The organism is Nocardioides allogilvus (assembly GCF_003047285.1).
GTDB lineage: Bacteria > Actinomycetota > Actinomycetes > Propionibacteriales > Nocardioidaceae > Nocardioides > Nocardioides allogilvus.
In genome coordinates, this window is record NZ_PZYX01000009.1 from 144,790 (window position 1) to 164,984 (window position 20,195).

The 20,195-nt window shown below is 67.8% G+C and carries 15 protein-coding genes and 5 pseudogenes; 8 read left to right on the forward strand and 12 right to left on the reverse strand.

Annotated elements, in window-relative coordinates; all coding sequences use genetic code 11:
* Nucleotides 1–130 precede the first annotated feature (130 nt).
* Nucleotides 131–340: a fructose-bisphosphate aldolase gene (locus tag C9J87_RS20575; RefSeq protein ID WP_107705846.1), complete on the forward strand. Its 210-nt coding sequence runs from the start codon at nt 131–133 to the stop codon at nt 338–340.
* Here the strand turns inward: C9J87_RS20575 and C9J87_RS20580 are convergent.
* Nucleotides 337–1,008 (reverse strand): annotated as a pseudogene (locus C9J87_RS20580) (ABC transporter substrate-binding protein); the annotation flags it as partial. The gene C9J87_RS20575 and the pseudogene C9J87_RS20580 overlap by 4 nt on opposite strands.
* Here C9J87_RS20580 and C9J87_RS14210 point away from each other — a divergent pair.
* Nucleotides 944–1,684 (forward strand): annotated as a pseudogene (locus C9J87_RS14210) (IS256 family transposase); the annotation flags it as partial. The pseudogenes C9J87_RS20580 and C9J87_RS14210 overlap by 65 nt on opposite strands.
* Nucleotides 1,685–1,983: 299 nt before the next feature.
* Here the strand turns inward: C9J87_RS14210 and C9J87_RS14215 are convergent.
* The 6 genes and pseudogenes from C9J87_RS14215 to C9J87_RS19720 form a co-directional block, all read right to left on the reverse strand.
* Nucleotides 1,984–2,298: a hypothetical protein gene (locus tag C9J87_RS14215; protein WP_107705830.1), complete on the reverse strand. Its 315-nt coding sequence runs from the start codon at nt 2,296–2,298 to the stop codon at nt 1,984–1,986.
* 353 nt (nt 2,299–2,651) lie between these two features.
* The gene (gene istB, locus C9J87_RS14220) at nt 2,652–3,446 is read right to left on the reverse strand and encodes an IS21-like element helper ATPase IstB (RefSeq protein ID WP_198652367.1); all 795 of its coding nucleotides are present in this window, start codon (nt 3,444–3,446) and stop codon (nt 2,652–2,654) included.
* Nucleotides 3,443–4,549, reverse strand: a pseudogene (locus tag C9J87_RS14225) (Mu transposase domain-containing protein); the annotation flags it as partial. The pseudogene C9J87_RS14225 and the gene istB, both read right to left, overlap by 4 nt.
* A 264-nt stretch (nt 4,550–4,813) precedes the next feature.
* Complete coding sequence (locus C9J87_RS20295; RefSeq protein ID WP_332871075.1) at nt 4,814–5,530, reverse strand: HAD family hydrolase; 717 nt, start codon at nt 5,528–5,530, stop codon at nt 4,814–4,816.
* 210 nt (nt 5,531–5,740) lie between these two features.
* Nucleotides 5,741–6,847: pseudogene (locus tag C9J87_RS20300) on the reverse strand (low temperature requirement protein A); the annotation flags it as partial.
* A gap of 118 nt (nt 6,848–6,965) precedes the next feature.
* Nucleotides 6,966–7,142: a hypothetical protein gene (locus C9J87_RS19720; protein ID WP_157953211.1), complete on the reverse strand. Its 177-nt coding sequence runs from the start codon at nt 7,140–7,142 to the stop codon at nt 6,966–6,968.
* Nucleotides 7,143–7,186: 44 nt separating this feature from the next.
* Here C9J87_RS19720 and uvrA point away from each other — a divergent pair, with 44 nt between their 5' ends.
* Complete coding sequence (gene uvrA, locus C9J87_RS14240) at nt 7,187–9,637, forward strand: excinuclease ABC subunit UvrA (RefSeq protein WP_107705833.1); 2,451 nt, start codon at nt 7,187–7,189, stop codon at nt 9,635–9,637.
* An 18-nt stretch (nt 9,638–9,655) separates the two neighbouring features.
* Here uvrA and C9J87_RS19725 read toward each other — a convergent pair whose 3' ends face one another.
* On the reverse strand, nt 9,656–9,898 hold the full coding sequence (locus C9J87_RS19725; RefSeq protein ID WP_010834953.1) for a hypothetical protein: 243 nt from the start codon (nt 9,896–9,898) through the stop codon (nt 9,656–9,658).
* Nucleotides 9,899–10,409: 511 nt separating this feature from the next.
* On the opposite strand from C9J87_RS19725, the gene C9J87_RS14245 reads away from it, so the two are divergent.
* Nucleotides 10,410–10,706: a GlcG/HbpS family heme-binding protein gene (locus C9J87_RS14245; RefSeq protein WP_084622974.1), complete on the forward strand. Its 297-nt coding sequence runs from the start codon at nt 10,410–10,412 to the stop codon at nt 10,704–10,706.
* Here C9J87_RS14245 and C9J87_RS14250 read toward each other — a convergent pair.
* Together C9J87_RS14250 and C9J87_RS14255 are read right to left on the reverse strand one after the other, a co-directional pair.
* Nucleotides 10,637–11,958 (reverse strand): annotated as a pseudogene (locus tag C9J87_RS14250) (ISL3-like element ISPfr2 family transposase). The gene C9J87_RS14245 and the pseudogene C9J87_RS14250 sit on opposite strands and share 70 nt — an antisense overlap.
* A 992-nt stretch (nt 11,959–12,950) precedes the next feature.
* Nucleotides 12,951–13,262, reverse strand: a complete 312-nt coding sequence (locus tag C9J87_RS14255; RefSeq protein ID WP_006247389.1) for a putative quinol monooxygenase — start codon at nt 13,260–13,262, stop codon at nt 12,951–12,953.
* 107 nt (nt 13,263–13,369) lie between these two features.
* Here C9J87_RS14255 and C9J87_RS14260 point away from each other — a divergent pair, with 107 nt between their 5' ends.
* Nucleotides 13,370–14,311, forward strand: a complete 942-nt coding sequence (locus tag C9J87_RS14260) for a GlxA family transcriptional regulator (protein WP_007079305.1) — start codon at nt 13,370–13,372, stop codon at nt 14,309–14,311.
* Between the two features lie 217 nt (nt 14,312–14,528).
* Complete coding sequence (locus C9J87_RS14265; protein ID WP_107705834.1) at nt 14,529–15,377, forward strand: SDR family oxidoreductase; 849 nt, start codon at nt 14,529–14,531, stop codon at nt 15,375–15,377.
* A 363-nt stretch (nt 15,378–15,740) separates the two neighbouring features.
* Here C9J87_RS14265 and C9J87_RS14275 read toward each other — a convergent pair whose 3' ends face one another.
* Nucleotides 15,741–16,916 carry a serine hydrolase domain-containing protein gene (locus C9J87_RS14275; protein WP_010834949.1) on the reverse strand — a complete coding sequence of 392 codons (1,176 nt, stop codon included), beginning with the start codon at nt 16,914–16,916 and terminating at the stop codon, nt 15,741–15,743.
* 196 nt (nt 16,917–17,112) lie between these two features.
* Here C9J87_RS14275 and C9J87_RS14280 point away from each other — a divergent pair, with 196 nt between their 5' ends.
* Nucleotides 17,113–18,075, forward strand: a complete 963-nt coding sequence (locus tag C9J87_RS14280; RefSeq protein WP_010834948.1) for an alpha/beta hydrolase — start codon at nt 17,113–17,115, stop codon at nt 18,073–18,075.
* 18 nt (nt 18,076–18,093) lie between these two features.
* Nucleotides 18,094–19,164 (forward strand): helix-turn-helix domain-containing protein, encoded by a 1,071-nt coding sequence (locus C9J87_RS14285; protein WP_036491654.1) that lies wholly within the window; start codon nt 18,094–18,096, stop codon nt 19,162–19,164.
* Nucleotides 19,165–19,460: 296 nt separating this feature from the next.
* Here C9J87_RS14285 and C9J87_RS14290 read toward each other — a convergent pair.
* A partial coding sequence (locus C9J87_RS14290; RefSeq protein ID WP_332871074.1) for a Clp protease N-terminal domain-containing protein occupies nt 19,461–20,195 on the reverse strand: 735 nt, incomplete at its 5' end.

A 20,195-nucleotide genomic window follows, 5' to 3' on the forward strand; every position in this document is an offset into this window, starting at 1 on the left:
GTGTCCATGAGCACCACGGCGCACCAGCGGTCCTCGACCTCCCGCACGGGCAGGCCCGGACCGCTTCCATTGCCAGGCGCCTGACGAGCGGTGGCCGGGGATCTTGGCTGCCGCCGAGTCGATCGAAACCATGTCCCGACGACTCTCCGACCAAGGCATCGAGCCCAGCGCGGCGACACGGCGCGACTACTGCCAACTCCTCCTGACAGCGCCCGGGCTGCGGACGATGGTGAACGGCATCGTCGTTGGTGACGAGTCCTTCGACCAGTCGCTCACGACCGCCTGCCGCGCCTCCGGCTTGTCGAACGGCGCCTGGGTCACGTCGACGCCGAACGGGTAGAACACGCCGCCTGCATCCTCGACCGCGTAGTTGTCGTCGGACTTCAGCGCGGTCACGTCGCTTTGCGTCATGCCGATCCCGATGTCGGCGGAGCCGCCACGCACGGCCGAGCTGAGCGCGGCGGGGTCGGTGACGATCGAGATGTCGACCTCGTCGAGGTAGGGACGGTCGGGCACGCGATACTCGTCGTTGGGGCTCAGCACGATCGACGCGCCGGGCTGCCAGGACTTCCAGAGGAAGGGGCCGGTCCCGACGACCTCGGAGCCGTCGGCGAGGCCAGCGAACGTGTCCTTGTCGACGATCGGCGTCAGGTCCAGCAGGTCGAACATGCTGTCGTTGGGAGCTGCGAGCGTGATCTCGACGTGGGTGTCGTCGACCGCCTCGACGGAGGTGATCCCCGCCGCCACGCCGGCGAGCTGCGAGCCGTTGGCCGGGTCCTTGACCTTCTCCATGGTGAACACGACGTCGTCGGCGGTCATCGGACGGCCCGAGTGGAAGGCGACGTCGTCACGCAGCGTGAGCGAGAGCACCGTGCGGCTGTCGTCCCAGCGCCACTCCGTGGCCAGCTCCGCCTTCGGCGTGCCGTCCTCGATGCGCAGGACGATGAAGGTCCGCAAGGGCGGCCGGGTCGTCAACACCCACGTCCTGGTCGCGACCGGCGTCAACACCGACGGTCACCGCGAGATCCTCGGCGTGGACATCTGCTCGGCCGAGTCCGAGGCCGGCTGGCTGACCCTGTTCCGCGGACTGAACGCCCGCGGTCTGACCGGGGTCAAGCTCGTCACCTCAGACGCCCACAGTGGTCTGGTCGCTGCGATGACGGCGACTCTGGACGGTGCCGCCTGGCAACGCTGCCGCACCCACTACGCAGCGAACTTGATGTCGGCCACCCCGAAGTCGTCGTGGGGCTGGGTCAAGGCGATGCTGCACTCGATCTACGACCAGCCCGACGCGAAGGCTGTGCACGCCCAGTTCGACCGCGTCATCGACACCCTGGCCGAGAAGCTCCCGGCGGTGGCTGAGCACCTCGAGGAAGCCCGCGCCGACATCCTCGCCTTCACCGCGTTCCCGAAGGAGATCTGGCGCCAGATCTGGTCGAACAACCCGAACGAGCGGCTCAACCGAGAGATCCGTCGCCGCACCGATGTCGTCGGGATCTTCCCCGACCGCAACTCCGCGATCCGGCTCATCGGCGCGGTCCTGGCCGAGCAGCACGACGACTGGGCTGAAGGCCGCCGCTACCTCGGACTCGACGTCCTCGCCCGGTCCCGGATCGCCCTGATCACCACCGACAAGACCGCTGACCAGAAGGAGGACCTGACACCCGCCGCACTCACTGCTTAGAGTGCTGCCACCGGATCACGTGGTGGCGCCTTCATCCACCACGACCGTGGACTCGACCCCCCGCATCCGTCCCCCCGAACCGTCGAACGGCGGGGGGACGCGGCACCCCACGCAGTGTTTACGCAGGTCATGCAGCGTCCCCCCGAAACTTCAAAGAAGTTCCTTAGCCGGTGGCTCGAGTTGTGAAGGAGGAGTCCCGCAAGCGGATCCGCCTCTGGCGACAGCGTGCTCCCATCCGGGCCGGACTTCACCGTCGCCGTGGCTAACCCCGCGAACTCCGTGATCCGGGTGCGGTTCCGTCAGGTGAACATGAACATGACCATGTACGCAGTGGTGAGAGCTGTCCCGGCGACAGCCGCGAGCGCGGGTAGGGTCGTCAACAGCAGTGCGGCGGTGCGAAACCGTCGCGGCCGCGACTGCATGCCGATCACGGCGAGCGCGCTCCCGATCGCGGCCGAAGTGCCGAGCGTGACCGAGAGTCCGAGCGCGGTGAGTTCCCAGTTGTCACCGAGGAGCCCGCGCACGGTGAGAGTCAGCATCAGGAGCGTCATCGGCACGCCGAAGCTCAGGGCTACGACGTAGCCCGCGACCGTGTCGTGCGAGCTCTTGCTCATGCGGACGCCTCGTCCGGTTCGCCGACGACAACCACTGCCGACAGCACCGGGATGGGCAAGGTCCACCGCGAGCGCCACGGCTTCTGCGACGCGACGACTGCAAGTCGTGCGACCGCGGTTCGAAGTGTCGGTTTCGTAGGGGCGGGCGTCATGTGACTGACACTCCCGCGCTGACCGTCCCACGGCTTGAGCACATGCACTCATTTGCGCGCGCCGGCTCAAACATGTGTCAAGGGACAGTAGGAACTGCCCAGTGACGGACATGAAACCTGCCCGCTGACGGTCACGAGAACTGCCCGGTGGTGGCCATGGGATCTGCCCAAGGGGGCTGCCGGCCACCACCGACCAGGCGCTCAGTTCAACGGGCTCACCCCTTGACCGGCGAGTGCCTGCGTGAGCCGCACGCTGTCCCCGCTGGTCTGGCAGACGTGGGCATGGTGGAGCAACCTGTCGACGGTGGCAGTGGCCAACGTCTTGGGCATCAGCTCGTCGAACCCGGATGGGTGCAGGTTCGAGCTGATCGCCACCGACCGCTTCTCATAGGCCGCGTCGACGAGCCGGTAGAGCCCCTCGGCTGCGTCGGCGGCCACCGGCAAGAGGCCAATGTCATCGACGACAACGACGTCGGCGCGCAGGATCCGGGCGATGGCCTTGGTGACGGTGTCGTCCGCACGGTGCCGGCGTAGCAGCACGCCGAGATCTTCCAGGGTGAACCAGGCGACCTTCAGTCCCTGTTCGACGGCTTGCTGGCCCAGTGCTTCCAGCAGGAACGTCTTCCCGGTGCCCGACGGGCCGCACACCACCAGGTTCTCGCGGCGATGCACCCATTCCAGGGTCCGTAGCGCCTGCTGGGTCGGTGCCGGGATCGAGGACGCCTCGGGCTGCCACGCGTCGAACGTCTTCCCGGTCGGGAACCCCGCAGCTGCCCGACGGGTGGCGAGTGCGGAGCGCTCCCGGCCAGCGACCTCCTCAGCGAACAGCGCCTTGAGGACCTCGGCCGGTTCCCAGCGCTGTGCCTTGGCGGTGGCGACGACCTCGGGCGCGTGGCGACGGATGTGCGGTAGGCGAAGCCGGCGCAGCAGGTCCTCCAACTCCGCGGGCAACGGCGGTGCGGACCCCATCGACGGTGCTGTGGTCTTGGTCGTCATCGAGTCACCTCATCCCCGTCGTGCTGGCTGCCCTGATCCGGGCTGCGCTGATCTGGGCCGGGTTGGCCGAGTCGGGCCCAGGCTGCGGTGCCTTGGGTCAGCGAGGAGTCCTCGCCGGCACGGTGCTCACCGGCGGCAGGGCCGGTGGCTCCCCGACCGTGATGGTGGTCCAGGATCGAGGACAGGTCGGCCTCGGCGAACCGGCCGTGGACCGCGGCGTGCCCCAATGCCCAGTCGACCTCGACAGGGTCGAACAGCTTGGCCAACGCCAACGCTTCGGTCATCTTGACCCGCATCTTCGTGGTGCCCGCGGCAGCTGCTTCGATCAGCCAAAGCCGGGCTCCCTCGCCCAGGCCCAGAAACTCGACCTCGGCTGGATTCCGTGCCCGCGGCCGACGCTCCAGCGGCCCGGCCGGCTGGGGCCCGAAGTGCTCATCGAGCAGCCGCGGATTGCCCGGCGTGGCCCGATCGTGGCGGGCCACCTCGACCGGACCGTCGGCGCCGACGTGGGTGATCACGACCTGCTCATCGGCGCCGCGGCCATGCACCCGCACCCACACCGTGGATCCGAGCAGTTGGGCGGGCACCGAGTACTGGCCAGACTCAAAGGCGACCATCGGCGTGTTGCCCGGGACCACCCTCGTGGTCCCGAACGCGACCGTGTGCGGGGCGACCGGTACCGGGTGCAGCCGGGCCCGTTCCTCGGCGAGCATCTCGACCGGGGGCCGCTTCGTCACCCGGTGGGCACGGGTGTTGACCTTCTGACAGAACTCCTCGCACGCCGCCTCGAGCTCAGCGAAGCTGGCATAGGACTCGCGAAGATTCGTGTCCTTCGGGACCAGGTCGGCCTTGCTGATCTTCACCGACGACTCGGTGCCGCCCTTGGACGCAGGATCAGCCGGAACACAGGTGTGGACCACGACCGAGTAATGATCGGCGAACGCAACCAGCTGCGGATTCCGCACAGGGATCCCGGCGATGTGCTCGACCGTGACGGTCTTCTCGTTGTCGGTCAGCACATAGGTCGGCACCCCGCCGAGCCGGCGGAACGTCTGGTCCAGGGCAGCGAACACACTCGGCATGGTCTTGTCCCGCAGCGGGATCCCCTTCGGAACATCCAGCGTGCTCTCGATCTACGTCTCGGAGCCGGCCAGTCTTCCGCCGGTAGCGGTTCGGCTTGCGGTCATCTGGCGCTCAGTTCGGGCCGTCGTGCACCACGTCCCTGGACTCAACTCGCGATGGACCCCCGCCGTTCCTGGCTCAGCGTGCTGTAATCGCGCTTGGTGAGTCCGCGTAGGGATAACGCCTCCTGCGGGACGCACGTGCCCGCTTGAGCGCACGCCGTGTTTGCGGCATTTGAGTGCTCTCTACACGGGACGTGGGGCGGTGGCCAGGTCGATTGCCTGCTGGCAGTTGTCTGCCTTCCGGGTCGGGGCGAAGCCTTCCTCGAGCCACGGCCTCCCCCGATGGAGCCAGACACTGTGGAGCGAGAGGTTGTGGGCGCCTGCGATGTCTGCGCGCGCCGAGTCACCGACCATCCAAGCTCCCTTGAGCGTCTCAGCTGCGCTGCGGGCTGCAAGTTGGAAGATCTCCGGCGAAGGCTTCTTGACCCCCGCCGCTTCCGAGACGACACATGCGTCGACTTCTGCGTCCAGTCCTGTCAACTGAAGCTTGCGGTGCTGCTGCTCCACCGTCCCATTCGTGACGATGACTACCGCCCAGCCAGCGGTACGCGCGCGCCGCAATGCGTCAATGACACGCGGGTCGAGTTCGAGATAGTCCGCCATCCCCCCACGCAGATCGTTCACTAGGCCGGCGTATGCGTTCGGGGCCAACCGGAACCTGTCCCGTGCTGTCTGGGCCAAACGGTCGCGGGGCGTGTAGCCGTCTGCGTCCGCCTCGACGAGCCAAGCAACGGCCCCTTCATCATCGGGAACATGGTCCCGGCAAAACGCCTCCGCCCACGCGAGGAATGCGGCGGCACGATCTACCAGCGTGTTGTCCAGGTCGATCATCAGGAGCGGCACTTGCCGCATCGTAGTCACCCCACGGAGCGTCCGCCCGAGATGCGGGGATCCCGGCATGTCAGAACGTCCCGCAAGCCGATCCGCTACTGGGACGGTTTCGCGACTCAGCAGCGGCGTGTATTCACTTCGCTTGGGGTTCGGCTGCGCCCGTGGGGTCGTGTCGGGTCTCCCATACGATGTGCGTCGCACCGATGCCCACCAATACGGCGAGGGTGAGCAGAGCCGGTGCGAACAGCGCGGGAATGACGAGGGCGCCGAGGCTGCGGCGGCGGCGAGTCGATCGGTGGCTAGCCGGTGGTGGTCGCGCCAGCGGTAGGCGACGTCGCCGGCGTAGGCCAGGGCCACTCCACCGGTCAGGGCGACGGCGGGCAGCAGGTGGAGCGGGTCGACAACGTTGTCGATTGCCACGTGAACACCGAGTGCGAAGAAGACGATGCCGGCCACGATGAGCAGGTGCAGGTAGCTGTAGGCGTCGCGGGCCAGCCGGGTCCGCTCTTCGGCGGGGGTGGACAGCAGTCGTGCCTGGGCAGCGTCGGCGAGGCCGAAATAGGACCACCAGAGCTGACCGGCGATGAGCACCGCCAGGACCACCGCTGCAAGTACACCCGGTTGGCTCAGGTCTCCCTCGGCACCGGTCCCGACCAAGGCGATGCTCTCGCCAAGGGCGATGATGATGATCAACCCATGCCGGTCGACGAAGTAGCGGGGCAGCACGCGAAGTCCCCCGACTCCGACAACGAGCGGGCCGCCGAGGTCGATCAGCGCGGCGAGGATCCACACCAACTCCCGGTACGGCGCGTCGAGGAACGCGGCGATCAGGACGAGGCAGGGTCCGGCCAACAGACTGGGCACCAGATGCATGGCCGCTGACCGCTGCTCGCGGCTCTGCCCTGTCTCGAGAACCAGGAGCACCAGATGCACGAGCCGCACACACAAGTAGGCCACCGCGAAAACCAGAGCCCGATCGGCGAACGCGTCGGGTTACGCGATAGCGGCGACCAGCATCGCTGCCATCGCGGCAATAGTCAGAATCCGTGCCGCCACTCCGGCATCGGCGGTGGTGTTGGTCAACCAGGCAAAGCAGACCCAGGCCCACCACACCGCGGTCAACGCCAACGCGCCTCGACCGAGTCCCAGCCACGAGCCCTCGGTGAGCATCAAGTGGGTCACCTGGGACAGCGCGAACACGAAGACCAGGTCGAAGAACAGCTCGAGGGTGTCTGTGGTCCGGTCGTCGGTCTCGGTGCGTGGCTCAGAGGCATTGACATCCATTGATGCCCTCCCGACGGATTGGACGGCGCAGCGGCGTCGTTGCCCGCAGACGATCACCATGTTGCTCCAACCGCAAGGCACACGCGCCGGGAGCCAGCGCATCTCGGCCAGTGACCCACGCAGTCTTGCCCACCGATCCTTTCTCGACTCGGTCAAGAGATGCGGCGTAGCGCGTCGCCGTACGCATACATTCCCTCGGCGCCCTCGATGGCGAACGTTGTCAGTCGAGCAGCGGACCCGCCCAGCGCCAGTCGTCCTGCGGCCCGAGGTACTCGACCCGCTGCACGTCCTCGTCGTGGTCGCCGTCCCTCGCCCAGGCGAGCGCGGCGGCGTGGTCCTCGAAGTCGCCCTCCTCGACGACGTCACCCATGGCGTCCAGGAACCGGTAGAAGGTCATGTCCCGGGATTCTCCTCCCCGCGCGCCGCGGGTCAAGATGGATCGTGACCTACGACCCGAGCGACACCTTCGTGCACGTGCGTGGCGCCAGCGAGCACAACCTGCGCGACGTCGACGTCGACATCCCGCGCGACGCCATGGTCGCCTTCACCGGGGTCTCCGGATCCGGCAAGTCGTCGCTCGCGTTCGGCACGCTGTACGCCGAGGCGCAGCGCCGCTACTTCGAGTCGGTCGCGCCGTACGCCCGCCGGCTGCTTCAACAGGTCGGTGCGCCGCACGTGCAGGAGATCACCGGACTCCCGCCGGCCGTGGCCCTCCAGCAGCGGCGTGGTGCGCCCAGCTCCCGGTCGACGGTCGGCACGATCACGACGCTGTCGAACCTGCTCCGGATGCTCTACTCACGAGCGGGGACCTACCCGTCGGGTGCCGCGCACATGGCCGCCGAAGCCTTCTCGCCGAACACCGCCGCCGGTGCCTGCCTGCGCTGCCACGGGCTCGGCGTCGTGCACGACGTGGCCGAGGAGCTCCTCGTCCCGGACCCGTCGCTGAGCATCCGCGACGGCGCGATCGCGGCTTGGCCCGGTGCCTGGCAAGGCGCCAACCTACGCAGCATCGTGAGTGGTCTCGACATCGACATCGAGAAGCCCTGGAGCAGGCTGAGGAAGCAGGACCGGGACTGGCTGCTCTTCACCGACGAGCAGCCATCGGTGCTGATCAAACCCCAACGGGACCGCATCGACCACGGCTACTACGGGAAGTTCTGGAGCGCCCGCAAGCACGTCATGCACGTGCTCTCCGACTCCACGAGCGAGCGGATGCGCGAACGGGCGCTGCGGTTCGTGCGCAGCGTGGCCTGTCCTGAGTGTCACGGCAGCGGGCTGCGGCCGGAGGCGCTCGCGGTCACCGTTGCCGGGTGCTCCATCGCCGAGGTCAACGCGATGTCGTTCGCCGACGTGGTCGCTGTCCTGCGGCCCGTCGCCGAGCTGCCCGAGGAGACCAACGAGGTGGCGGTACGGATCTGCGCCGACCTGGTCGCGCGCATCGAGGTGCTGCTCGACCTCGGCCTGGGCTACCTCAGCCTCGGGCGCTCCTCGACGACCCTGTCGCCCGGCGAGGCCCAGCGCCTGCGCATCGCGACCCAGCTGCGGTCCGGCCTGTTCGGGGTCATCTACGTGCTGGACGAGCCCTCGGCCGGCCTGCACCCGGCCGATGCCGAGCCCCTGCTCGACGTGCTGGCCCGGCTCAAGGCGTCGGGCAACTCACTCTTCGTGGTCGAGCACGACATGGACGTCGTACGCCGCGCGGACTGGGTCATCGACATCGGGCCGGGCGCCGGGGAGGGCGGCGGTCGGGTGCTCTACAGCGGCCCGGTGGCCGGCCTGGAGGACGTCGAGGAGTCCGCCACGAGCAAGTACCTGTTCGGGCGCGCCGAGCCCCTCGACCACACGCCGCGGTCCCCGCACGGCCACCTGCACCTGCGCGGCGTCTCCCGCCACAACCTCACCGACGTCTCGGTCGACATCCCGCTCCGCGTGCTGACGGCGGTCACCGGCGTCTCCGGGTCGGGGAAGTCGACGCTGGTCACGCAGGTGCTCGCCGAGCTCGTGCGCTGCCATCTGGGCCTGGCGCCCGAGGACCCCGACCAGGCCGACCTCGAGGTCGACGTGGAGGACGCGTCGGGACTCGAGTCGTTCGACCGTCTCGTCCTGGTCGACCAGCGCCCCATCGGGCGTACGCCGCGGTCCAACCTGGCGACGTACACGGGGATGTTCGACGCGGTGCGCAAGCTGTATGCAGCGACGGACGAGGCGAAGGCCCGCGGCTATGGCGCCGGCCGGTTCTCGTTCAACGTCACCGAGGGCCGGTGCGAGACCTGTCAGGGCGAGGGCTTCGTTGCTGTCGAGCTGTTGTTCCTGCCAGGCACCTACGCGGCGTGCCCGACCTGTCATAGCTCCCGCTACAACGCCGAGACGCTGGAGGTGACCTACGAGGGCAAGACCATCGCCGACGTGCTGGCGATGACGGTCGACGACGCGGCGAGGTTCCTTGCGGACATCCCCGCGGCCTCCCGGAGCCTCGAGACGCTGCGCGAGGTGGGGCTGGGGTACTTGCGGCTGGGCCAACCCGCGACGGAGCTCAGCGGCGGTGAGGCGCAGCGCATCAAGCTGGCCACCGAGCTGCAGCGCGCTCGCCGCGGCCACGCGCTGTACCTGCTCGACGAACCGACGGCGGGCCTCCACCCTGCCGACATCGCCCTGCTGCTGCGACAGCTGCACCTGCTCGTCGAGGCCGGCAACACCGTCGTCCTCGTCGAGCACGACCTCGACACGATCGCCACCGCAGACTGGGTCATCGACCTCGGTCCGGGCGGTGGCGACGCGGGTGGAAGGGTGGTCGCTACCGGCACCCCGACCGACGTCGCCTCGGCCGAGGGCAGTGCCACGGCGCCGTACCTTGCGCGCCGGCTGACTCATCGACCACGAGCAGACTCATGAGCCAGATCCCGAGCATCATCAGCGACTAATTACGCAGCGTCCGACGCCGGCGACGTCGCCTGCCTCATCGCCTGCTGCTCGATCCGCGCCGCAGTCATCGACGAGGGACGCGAGCGAGGGACGCGACGAGATCCACGACTGGCGGGAGGGTACGCCGTGGCGTGGTGCGCGACGTGTGTTCGCCGCGGCCCGGACCGCCTCGCCGACGCCGGCCGCGTCGGTGTTGACCGACAGCAACGCGGGGCCCTTGGAGACCTCCATCCCCGGCGTCTTCGCAGTCGGGGATGTCCGCGCCGGATCGGTCAACGCGTCGCCTCCCATCGGGGAGGGCTCATGATCGGGTCTCGGTCGAACATGCGTCACCAGCGATCTCGCCACATCAAGGAATGCCTCGGCGAACCTGCTCGCACGTCTTCTCGAGGCCTTGTCGAGCTCGTCGGGGTGCACTCGGCGACATGTCCGACAGGCCCTCCGAGACGTAGGGGCCGAGCACTTCGTCGCGCTGAGCGACGCCTCGGCACATGGCGCACAGGTGTGTGCCGGGCGCGAGTTCGAATGCCTGGAAGTTCAACGGACCTCGCCAACTGTGCAGGCGGCCAGTGTTACAACCGCCGGTACCCCGTTGAACAGCGGGGGCCCATGCGGGCGGGAGTTGTGCTCTGCACCCAAGTCGCGCCCTGTGACTTCGACCTGCTGTGCCCGTGACTTCCCGGCGACCCGTTGCGATGGTCAGAAGCCGGAACCACCATCACGACGCAACGGAGAAGCGCACATGCCCATCACACTCACATCCGTATCGCTCGAGGACGCGCAGCGCGTGATGGCCGCCGGTCAGGACAAGGCGGCCGACATCGAGTCGCCGAGCAACATCGCCGTGGTCGACGCGGCCGGCAACCTCGTCTCCCACATTCGCATGGACAACGCGTGGCTGGGCAGCGTCGACATCTCGATCAACAAGGCCTTCACGGCGCGAGCATTCGACATCGCCACCAAAGAGGCTCATCCCAATCGGGGGTGTAGAAGTTGGGGTCTGAAGCCGCCGGTCTCGAGCAGGCTTCGGGCGATGTAGTTGGTCAGGTTGCGGAACCCGAGTGCGGAGCCGCGCAGGTGTTCGAGCCGTCCGTTGAGCGCCTCGGTCGGCCCGTTGCTGGTGCCGGGTCGTTCGAAGTAGGCGAGCACGTCAGCGGCTCGCTTCTTCAGGGTCCGGCCCAGGGTGGTGAGCTCGGTGAGCACCTTGGGGACGCCGGCGCTGAGGTCGGTGATCAGCTTCTCCATGAGCTCGCGGCCACGTTGCCGGTCCTCGTGGCGATAGGCGGCGATCATGCGCTGGTAGACACCCCAGGTCGCCTCGACCTCGACGTGAGCGTCATCAACGAACAGCGCGCGTAGCCTGTCGCTCTGCTTGTCGGTGAGCAGGTCCGCGCCGGTGTGCAGCGTGCGCCGCGACTTGTAGAGCGGGTCGTCCCTGAACCCACGGTGCCCGTGGATCGCGAGTTGGACCCGGCGCCGGCACCTGTCGAGGGCGTCACCGGCCAAGCGCACGACGTGGAAGGGATCCATCACCGTGACCGCGTCCGGGATCTCCTCTGCAGCGGCGGTCTTGAACCCGGTGAAGCCGTCCATCGCGACCACCTCGACCGCGTCACGGAAGGCGTCGTCGCGGTCGGCGAACCAGGTCTTGAACGCCGCCTTCGACCGGCCCTCGACCATGTCCAGCAGCCTTGCTGGGCCGGCGCCATCGCGGGGGTGAGGTCGATGATCACGGTGACGTACTTGTCGCCACGCCTGGTGTGGCGCCAGACGTGCTCATCGACGCCAATGACCTTCACGCCCTCGAACCGCGTGGGGTCGTTGATCAGCAGCCGCTTGCCTTCGGCCAGGACCGCGTTGTTGGCGGTGTCCCACGCGACCCCGAGTCCCTCGGCGACACGGGCGACGGTGAGGTGTGCGACCACGATCCCTTCCAGCGCCCACCGCAGCCCGGTGCGCGAGAGCTTCGCGCGTGGCTCCGCCGCGGCGCTGGTGTCTTGGCGCCACACGTGTCCGCAGTCGGCACAGCGGTAGCGGCGCACTACAACTTCCAGCACGGTCGGTCGCCAGCCCAGCGGCTCGTGGGCCAACCGCCGGATCACGGTGTCACGAGCAGCGCCTTCGCTGCCGCACCGTCGGCACCACTGATCTGGTTCCACCACGCGGCACGCGAGGACCGCACGATCCGGTTCAAGTCGTTGCCCGGTCACGCTCAGACCGAGGCCGTCGAGTCGAGCGAAGGCGGTCAGGTCAGGGCGGCCGAGGCCGGCCGGCGGGGTAGCGTCGGTCACGTCGAGGTCTTTCGGATGGATGGCGTAGGAACCTCCGTCGTCGGGAGACCTCGACGTCTATCTGCGGACCGACGCGCCCGGCCGACCTACACCGTCATCTGGGAAGACCCCTGAAACGTCTTCGACGACGACGGGACCGACTAGGAGGAGGGCGCGGTGAGCTAAAAGAATGGAGCTTGCTCGGCTTCGCCGCCGCCGCAAGCTCCGGTGAAACGGTCGGTACTGGTCGGTCGTCGTCGGTCACCACCGGATGGCGGCGCCCCCCACTCTCGGCGTTTGCGCAGGTCAGCGGCTCGTTCGCCCAGTGGGCGCATCAAGCGATAGACGCAAAGCCGACGTGATTAGGTCGTCGGTTCGATTCCGACAGGCGGCTCTGGCGAACAGCCCCTGACCTGCGGAAACGCAGGGCAGGGGCGGTTCGGTTCTGGTGGTCGCGCGATGCGCTGGCCTCACGGCTCTGCCCGACACCGACGTCGCTCTCCTCTGCGACGGACCCCTCGCCGGCTGAGCGCTCGCGGCCGGCATCCTGTCCGTGTGCCGATAGGCCTCGCTCCGCTCGGCAAGGCGGCGTGGCGTTGTGTCGCGACCTGGACGTGCGAGGTGTCAACGGTGCGTCGGCGCAGCGATCGTTGTGTGCGCAGCGAGATGTTCCATGCCGCACGGGCGACGCGCACGAACGCAACGCCCCGGAACGCCAACGACCCGTCATCGCTGCGACGCGCAACGCGTCTCCCGTCACGGCAACGGATCGCAACCAAGACCCGCCCACGGCGCCTAGCGGGACGGAGGGCAAGTTGACACAGTTGCGCTGCCATGGAACCGCGCTGGCTCTCTCGATGACCACCGGTGAACCAGTGCCGCTCCAGGCTTGCGCCTGGTGTTGCCTGGCCCCCCTCGTGATCGGCCCGTCGGGGATCGTCAACGTGGTGCGGGTGTCGAGGCGGTCGGGTCCGACGGCTCGGCGGGGCGCGATCGTCTCGTGCGTTGGCGGACTACGGGAGCTTGGACGCGAGGACGTCGGCCGCCAGGATCTCGGGTGCTGCGCCGAGGAGGTGCTGGTTGGCCATCAGGGCTGCGACGATGGCGCCGTTGGCGTGGGCGTCGCGAGCGGCCTCGTCGGGGAATGCATCGAAGATCCAAAAGGTGTCGGCGTGGGTTCTAGCCGCGAACCAGACAATCGTTCCCACTTCTTCGTTGGCGAGTGCGACAGCGCCGGCGAGCAGATCGGCGAGCGCGTCGTGCTGTCCATCGGCCGCGACGATCTTGGCGACGAAGGCATACGGAAGTGATGCGGGTGTGGACATGAGGGGTTCTCCTTGAAGTCGGGGTTCTTCGTGGGGCGAGTTCAGCGTATGACGAGCGAGGGCCGATGGGGAGTGGCGTATACGACAGTATTGCTATTGTTCGCGCCATGCGTATCGGACTGATCGCGATCGACGGCTGCTTCGGTTCGGCTGTCGCGTCGGTCATCGACATCGTGCGGGTGGCCGACGGAGCCCGCGGCGATATCGACCCGCGGATCGACCCGATCGAACTCGCCATCCTCGGACCGAAACGGCGAGTGACCACGACGGCATCGATGACCCTGTCGGTTGACCACCCGCTGTCGGAGTCCGGAGAGTTCGACGTGGTCGTCGTCCCTGCGCTTGGAACCCTCACGGCCGCCGCTACCAACGACGCCCTCCAGAGCCGAGATGCTCGTTCGGTCATCGCCTCGCTCGGGCGCCTCGACGACGCGACCACCCGGATCGCCGCGGCGTGCACCGGCGTGTTCGCCGTCGCCGAAACCGGACGGATGCATCATCGGCGGGCGACGACCAGCTGGTTCCTGGGGCCGGAGTTCCTGAAGCGCTATCCGACCGTCGCCCTCGATCTCGACACCATGGTCGTCGTGGACGGGAACCTCGTCACCGCCGGCGCCGCGTTCGCCCACATCGACCTCGCGCTCTCACTCGTGCGATCGATCAGCCCCGACCTGGCCCAACATGTCGCCAAGCTCCTCATCATCGACGAGCGTCCGTCGCAGGCGGCCTTCGTCGCCTACGAACATCTCCGGCACGAGGACCCGATCGTCGTCGAGTTCGAACGCTTCGTGCGCGCCCGCCTGGACGAACCGTTCAACGTCGCCTTCGTCGCGCAGTCGCTCGGCACCAGCCGGCGCACCCTCGAACGACGAGTCCGTGCGGCGCTCAACCTCACTCCGCTCGGCTTCGTCCAACGGCTTCGCATCGAACGAGCTCGGCACCTCTCAGCAACCACGGACCTCACCTCCGCCGAGATCGCGCTACGGGTCGGCTACGCGAACGCCGAGACTCTGCGCTCCCTCCTGCGCAGGGAGCGACGCCGTTCCTGACCTATCGCCATGCCTGTAGCCGGTGTCCTAGCGCCCGGTTGGAACCACCTCTCAAGGCCGCACGCGACGTCGGCATCGATGAGTCGCGCATGCAGTTGCTGACTGGTCAGTGACGGGCGCGCCTTTTCGGTCCGCCGGAATAGACGTTGATGGTTGACGGTTCAAGTACATACGAAGCCTAAAGACCATGCTCACCGAACCCGTGGAAGGAACTCTCATGACCATTGCCGTGACCGGCGCTACCGGCGCCCTCGGACGCCTCGTCGTCGACTCTCTGCTCACCACGCAAGCACCCAGTGACGTCGTCGCTGTCGTCCGCGACGCCGACAAGGCCGCCGATCTCGCTGCCAAGGGTGTCGAGGTCCGGGTGGCCGACTACGCCGACACCGACGCGCTCGGCAAGGCCCTCGTCGGCGTCGACAAGGTGCTGCTGATCTCGTCCAACGAGGTCGGCCAACGGTTCGCCCAGCACCGCAACGTCATCGACGCCGCCACCTCCGCCGGGGTTCCCTACCTTGCCTACACCAGCCTGACCAAGGCCACCGAGAGCAGCAATCCGCTCGCCCCGGAGCACCAGCAGACCGAGGAGTACCTCGCAGCCAGTGGCCTCGCCCACACCGTGCTCCGCAACAACTGGTACCACGAGAACTACCAGGCCCAGCTGCCGGCGATCGCCGAGTCCGGCGCACTCGCTGCTGCTGTCGGCGACGGTAAGGTCGCCGCCGCCTCTCGCAAGGACTTCGCCGATGGCACCGCCAAGGTGCTCACCACCGACGGCCACGAGGGCAAGGTCTACGAGTTCACCGGCGACACTGCGTTGTCCTACGCCGACATCGCCGACGCGTTCGGGCAGGTCACTGGCAGCGAGGTCGTCTACCAGCCGGTTGCGGCGGCCGACGTGGTTGCCGCGATGGTGCAAGCCGGCCTCGACGAGGAGACCGCGGGCTTCGTCGCGGCGATCGACACCAGTATCGCCGAAGGCACGCTCGACCTGGTCGACCCGATTCTGGGCCAGCTCATCGGCCGGCCCACCACAACGCTGGTCGACGTCCTCAGGGCGGCCTGAGGCGCGACCCCGGGCGAGTTCTGGGTCACGTCGCCACGCCATGGAGCGACAGCGCAAGGCAGGATGGAGCGGATCCGGGAGGGCACTGCGGGGCGACACTTCAATCCAGCGCGGCCGACTCACACCCGCTCATCGACACTTCGGATCAGCCACTTCCCGGATCCGCGGCACCGACGCTACGCCGACCAACAGCCACCCGGAAGAGCCTCGCCCCAAGCGCTCCTTGACACAGAGGGGAGCCAGATCCGGATGTTCGACCGCGCATTACGTTCATGCACGGAACGACACCGCGGGCCCGGAGCGACGACGCTCAGTCGGACGCGCTTGGCTCACGACCCCGGCGGTGGCGTCCCCGTCCGGTGATCAGAGTGCCGCGTACAACGCCTTTTCGAAGTCGCCGTACAACTTCCACGCCTCATGCTCGGTGATGAAGGGCAGCGAGTTGGTGTAGATCGAGGCGCAGATCCCGGTGGTCCGGTCGACGAAGAAGTGCGTGTTGAACAATCCGGCCCATGCACCGGTTCCCGCCTTGCGGCCACCAGGTGAGTCGGTGCTGTTGAGCATAAGTCCGTAGCCCCACTTCCAGCCGGGACCGGCGCGCAGGGTGTCCGTAATGGGAGGGTCGGCCGTCGTGATCTCGGCGGGAAAGTCGATGTCGCCGATCTGGTTCGAGAACGCCGCGTCCACGGTGGACTCTTGAAGGATGCGTGTGCCGTCCAGTTCGCCGCCGCGCAGCAGTGCGCGTTCAAAGCGGATGTAGTCCCGCGGGGTGGAGTAAAGGCCGTGCCCACCGGCCCACCAGTCGGGTTCGGGATTGAGGATGCTGCCAGCCGATCCCCACGAGCCGTCCTCACCCTTGACGTGGACCATGACGGCGTTGTCCCGCTGTGCGTCGCTGGGGTGGAAGGTGGTGTTGCTCATGCCCAACGGTCCGGCGATGCCTTCCTCGATTACGGCATCGAGTTTCTTGCCAGCCACGGCCTCGACCACACGGCCGAGCCAATCAGTGTTGATGCCGTAAACGAACGCTTCGCCCGGGTGCGCAGTCATCGGCGCCTTGAACGCGTCCATCGAGCCGGGGACCACGTTGGGGATGCCGGTGGCTGACTCGTACTTCACCAACTGGTCGTTCCAGAACCAGTAGCCCAAGCCGCTGGTGTGGGTCACCAATTGGTGCACGGTGGCCTTCGTGCGGGGCTCGACCAGAATGGGCTCGTCGCCGTCAAAACCCTCCAGGACCTTCACGTCGGCGAACTCCGGAAGGTATTCCTCGATGGGCGCGCCGAAGTCCAGTTCGCCGCGTTCCTTTGCTTGCAGCGCGGCCGCCGTGCACACCATCTTCGTCATCGACATGATGCGGAAGTGCGTGGACGTGCCGACCGGGTCGTCGGACTCACCTGTGATCCGCACCCCGGCACCGCCTTCGTAGAACACGCCGTCGGCGTCTGCGGCGATGGCCGCGACGTGCGGCACTGCGCCGCTGTCGACACCCTGCTGGAGCACGGCGTCGATCGCAGTGCCTTCGATTGACCTGGTCATGGTGCGCCTCCTGATGATGTGCCGGGGCTCCGGCTGTTGCCGACCACCGTGCTCCCCGCGTGAGGATTGCGGGAACCGACGCCGCGACGCAGTTCGACAGGACCGACCCGCCATATGGCGGGTAGATCGCTGGGACCACCACATTTGTCGGGTAAGGGCCTGTCGTCACCGGGCCCCCGGGTCTAGCGTGACGCGGGTGACGAGCGTCGTGCGCCCTGAGTTCGACCCCGAGTTGAAGGCCGGGCTGGCCGTGGTGGGTGGGATGTTCCCGCCGACCATCACGCCAGACCTCATCGACTTCATGCGGGTGTCCTACGCCTCGGCCCCGCTCGACGACCTCTTCGCCGAGCGCGGGATCGAACGCGTCGACACGGAGGTGCCCGGCCACGAAGGCGCAAGCCTGACCGTCTCGGTCCTCCGAGCATCAGGCGCCGAGTCGGACCGGCCCGGGGTGCTCTACGCGCACTCGGGTGGGCTGATGTTCGGCGACCGGTTCAGTGGCATCGACCTGGTTCTCGACTGGGTCGACCGTCTGGGTGCAGTGATGGTGACCGTCGACTACCGTCTCGCGCCGGAGTACCCCGACCCCTACCCGCGCGAGGACATGTACGCCGCCCTGGAGTGGACTGCAGCCCACTGCGAGGCCCTCGGGATCCGGCCCGACCGGCTTATGGTGGCTGGGGCGAGCGCCGGTGGCGGGCTGGCCGCCGGTCTTGCCCTAGCCGCCCGCGACCGCGGTGGACCACGGCTCTGCGGGCAGGTGCTCGACTATCCGATGCTCGACGACCGCGGAACCACCGCGTCCACGTCGCAGTTTGACGGCGTCGGAGTCTGGGACCGGGTCAGCAACGAGACCGGCTGGGACGCCCTGCTCGGGACGGAGCGCGGAGCCGGGTCAGTATCGCCGTACGCCGCGCCATCGCGGGCCGCGGACCTGTCTGGACTGCCTCCAGCGTTCATCGACGTCGGGGCCGCCGAGATTTTCCGGGACGAGGCAATCGCCTATGCAGACGCGATCTGGAGAGCAGGCGGCGATGCCGAACTGCATGTGTGGTCGGGGGCGTTCCACGCCTGCGACATCTTCGCTCCGCACACCGCCGTCGGGCGCTCGATGATTCACGCGCGCGACACATGGGTGGAGAAAATCCTTGGCGACTGAGAGGCAGGAGCCCTAAAAGTGCAGGAGTTGTTGGGCAGGATTGCCCGTCTGGACCCCAGCGCGAGCCTGGGGCTGCGCGTGATCGCTTGCTTTGACGAGTTGGTTGTCGGCAACGTCAACACACGCGCTCTGCTTGCGGCCGCCGCGTCGCTGGCCGGGTGCCCGGCCGGCTTCCAGCAAGAGCACCCGCGGCGACTGCTCCGGGTGAGCCCCCGCGGCACCGTGGTGGACGGCGAACCACCCGAACTCGACTCTGTCTTCGTCGCCCCCGCCTCCGACGGACTCGCCGTCTGGCTGGAGCGCGAGGGGCCAGCATTTCCCAACGACGCGATCACCCTTGAACGGCTCGCGCTGGCAGTCCGGATCCGACATGGACGAGGTCGCCGAGACCACGACAACCGGCGCCACCTCGGACTGCTCACGGACCTCGACGTCGCAGCGGACGACCGGATCGCCGCCGGGGCTGCGCTCGGTCTTACGACCACCGGCCGCTATCGAGTCGCCGCAGCCCCGCTGTTCGCTGTCTGGCTGCGTCATCCGGACGGCCCGGAGGACGTTATCCCGACACGGCACGGTCCCATCCACGCCATTGTCCTAGCTGAGTCGTACGACGCTTTCGACGCGACTCCCTGTGGGGTCGGGGTCGCCACCTCGGTCGACGATCTCCACCACTCATTTCGGACCGCGATGGTCGCGTTGCGACTCTGTTCGCCACCCGAAGACGGCCTGGTCTGTGCCGACGTCTACGGCGGACTGGTCGATATGTTGGCGGACACCCCCGAGGGCAGGCACCAGCCTGACGTGGAGCGGATGGACGAGATTGCCACGTACGCCTGGGGCTTGGCGACGGTGGGCGCCATCGTGACCACCCAGTCTGTGCGGGAGGCCGCGCGTCAGTCCGGCGTCCACCACAGCACCATGAGCACCCGGATAGAAGTCATCTCTGCGACGTTGGGCTTCGACCCACTCGACGGATTCGGTCGCGCCCGCCTCGGCTTGGCCTACCTGGGCCACCGACTGCGCCGCTCAAAGGTTCTCGACCTACCGGCGCCTTCCTTGGCACCCGACAAGATCACGACACTCGCCTAAGGCGACGGTTGACTCGATGGGTCCGCGAGTGTTGCCGCCAACTCGGCTGCACGCCTGGCACAGGCTCGCTCGCTGGACGACACCCGGCAGTTGCTACCGCACATCGGCATGAGCGGATGTCCCGTGAGCCGAACGTTCCACGACACGCCACACCAACATGTTGCTTCTCCGTCGTATCCCAGGAGCGCGGATGGCGGTCCACGCGGATGACCGTGTCCGGTCATCCCAGGAGCGCGGATGGCGGTCCACGCGGATGACCGTGTCCGGTTCAAGGCGTCAAGCGCTCTCTCGGCCGCTCAGCCGTTCTGCGGCTCATCTGGCGGGAGGGTCCCCGGGGCTTGAGCCTGCCGCAAGGACCGAGAGGTCGCCGCTCGGACCATGCCGAAATCGACTCGGAGCTCCAGGAGCACCTGGGTGGCGATGCCCTCTCCCTCGCGCAGAATCCCAAGCAGGAGGTGCTCGGGTGCGATGAGCGACTCGCGGTACATGTCGGCCTCTCGCCTGGCAAAGACGAGTACTTGGGCCGCGCGCGGGGTGAGCGGCAACTCTTCGTGCGGGGATTCGGCTCCGACACCGACAATCTGCCGGACGTGGGCACGGACAGTCTTGAGGTCGGTGTGGGACGCCAGGATCTGCGCCGCGTCGCTATTGGTCTCCCGCAGCAACCCTAGGAGGACGTGTTCGGTGCCGACGTAGTGATGGTTCAGCGCCACGGCCTCCGTTGTTGCATACCCGAGCACGTCACGTGCGGCCGGGGTGACCGTTGGCTCGGTCGGCGGCTCGGGGCCTGTTCTCCGGAACATGGCTAAGTCTCTCAGCGCCTGCTCTGGGCTTCGCCGCAATTCGACATGTCCGGACGTCCCGTAGGCCGAACGACGCACGGCGACGTCCACCTCGGGGAGCCGGACGGATTCGCGCCGTCCCGCAGCAGGATCCAGTTGAGTCCCCGATAGTGGTGTAGCGCGGTCGCTGAGTTCGTCACCGGCGTGTACGCCAAACGCAGACGCGGCCACCGCGCGATCCTTCGAGTC

What these genes read in the sequence shown, in the direction of transcription:
- C9J87_RS14245 (WP_084622974.1), top strand. Translation starts at nt 10,410, where the DNA reads ATGCCCATCACACTCACATCCGTATCGCTCGAGGACGCGCAGCGCGTG.
- istB (WP_198652367.1), bottom strand. Translation starts at nt 3,446, where the DNA reads ATGACGACCAAGACCACAGCACCGTCGATGGGGTCCGCACCGCCGTTG.
- C9J87_RS14275 (WP_010834949.1), bottom strand. Translation starts at nt 16,916, where the DNA reads ATGACCAGGTCAATCGAAGGCACTGCGATCGACGCCGTGCTCCAGCAG.
- C9J87_RS20295 (WP_332871075.1), bottom strand. Translation starts at nt 5,530, where the DNA reads ATGCCGGGATCCCCGCATCTCGGGCGGACGCTCCGTGGGGTGACTACG.
- C9J87_RS14255 (WP_006247389.1), bottom strand. Translation starts at nt 13,262, where the DNA reads ATGTCCACACCCGCATCACTTCCGTATGCCTTCGTCGCCAAGATCGTC.
- C9J87_RS20575 (WP_107705846.1), top strand. Translation starts at nt 131, where the DNA reads ATGTCCCGACGACTCTCCGACCAAGGCATCGAGCCCAGCGCGGCGACA.
- C9J87_RS14265 (WP_107705834.1), top strand. Translation starts at nt 14,529, where the DNA reads ATGACCATTGCCGTGACCGGCGCTACCGGCGCCCTCGGACGCCTCGTC.
- C9J87_RS14260 (WP_007079305.1), top strand. Translation starts at nt 13,370, where the DNA reads ATGCGTATCGGACTGATCGCGATCGACGGCTGCTTCGGTTCGGCTGTC.
- C9J87_RS14215 (WP_107705830.1), bottom strand. Translation starts at nt 2,298, where the DNA reads ATGAGCAAGAGCTCGCACGACACGGTCGCGGGCTACGTCGTAGCCCTG.
- C9J87_RS19720 (WP_157953211.1), bottom strand. Translation starts at nt 7,142, where the DNA reads ATGACCTTCTACCGGTTCCTGGACGCCATGGGTGACGTCGTCGAGGAG.
- C9J87_RS19725 (WP_010834953.1), bottom strand. Translation starts at nt 9,898, where the DNA reads ATGGAGGTCTCCAAGGGCCCCGCGTTGCTGTCGGTCAACACCGACGCG.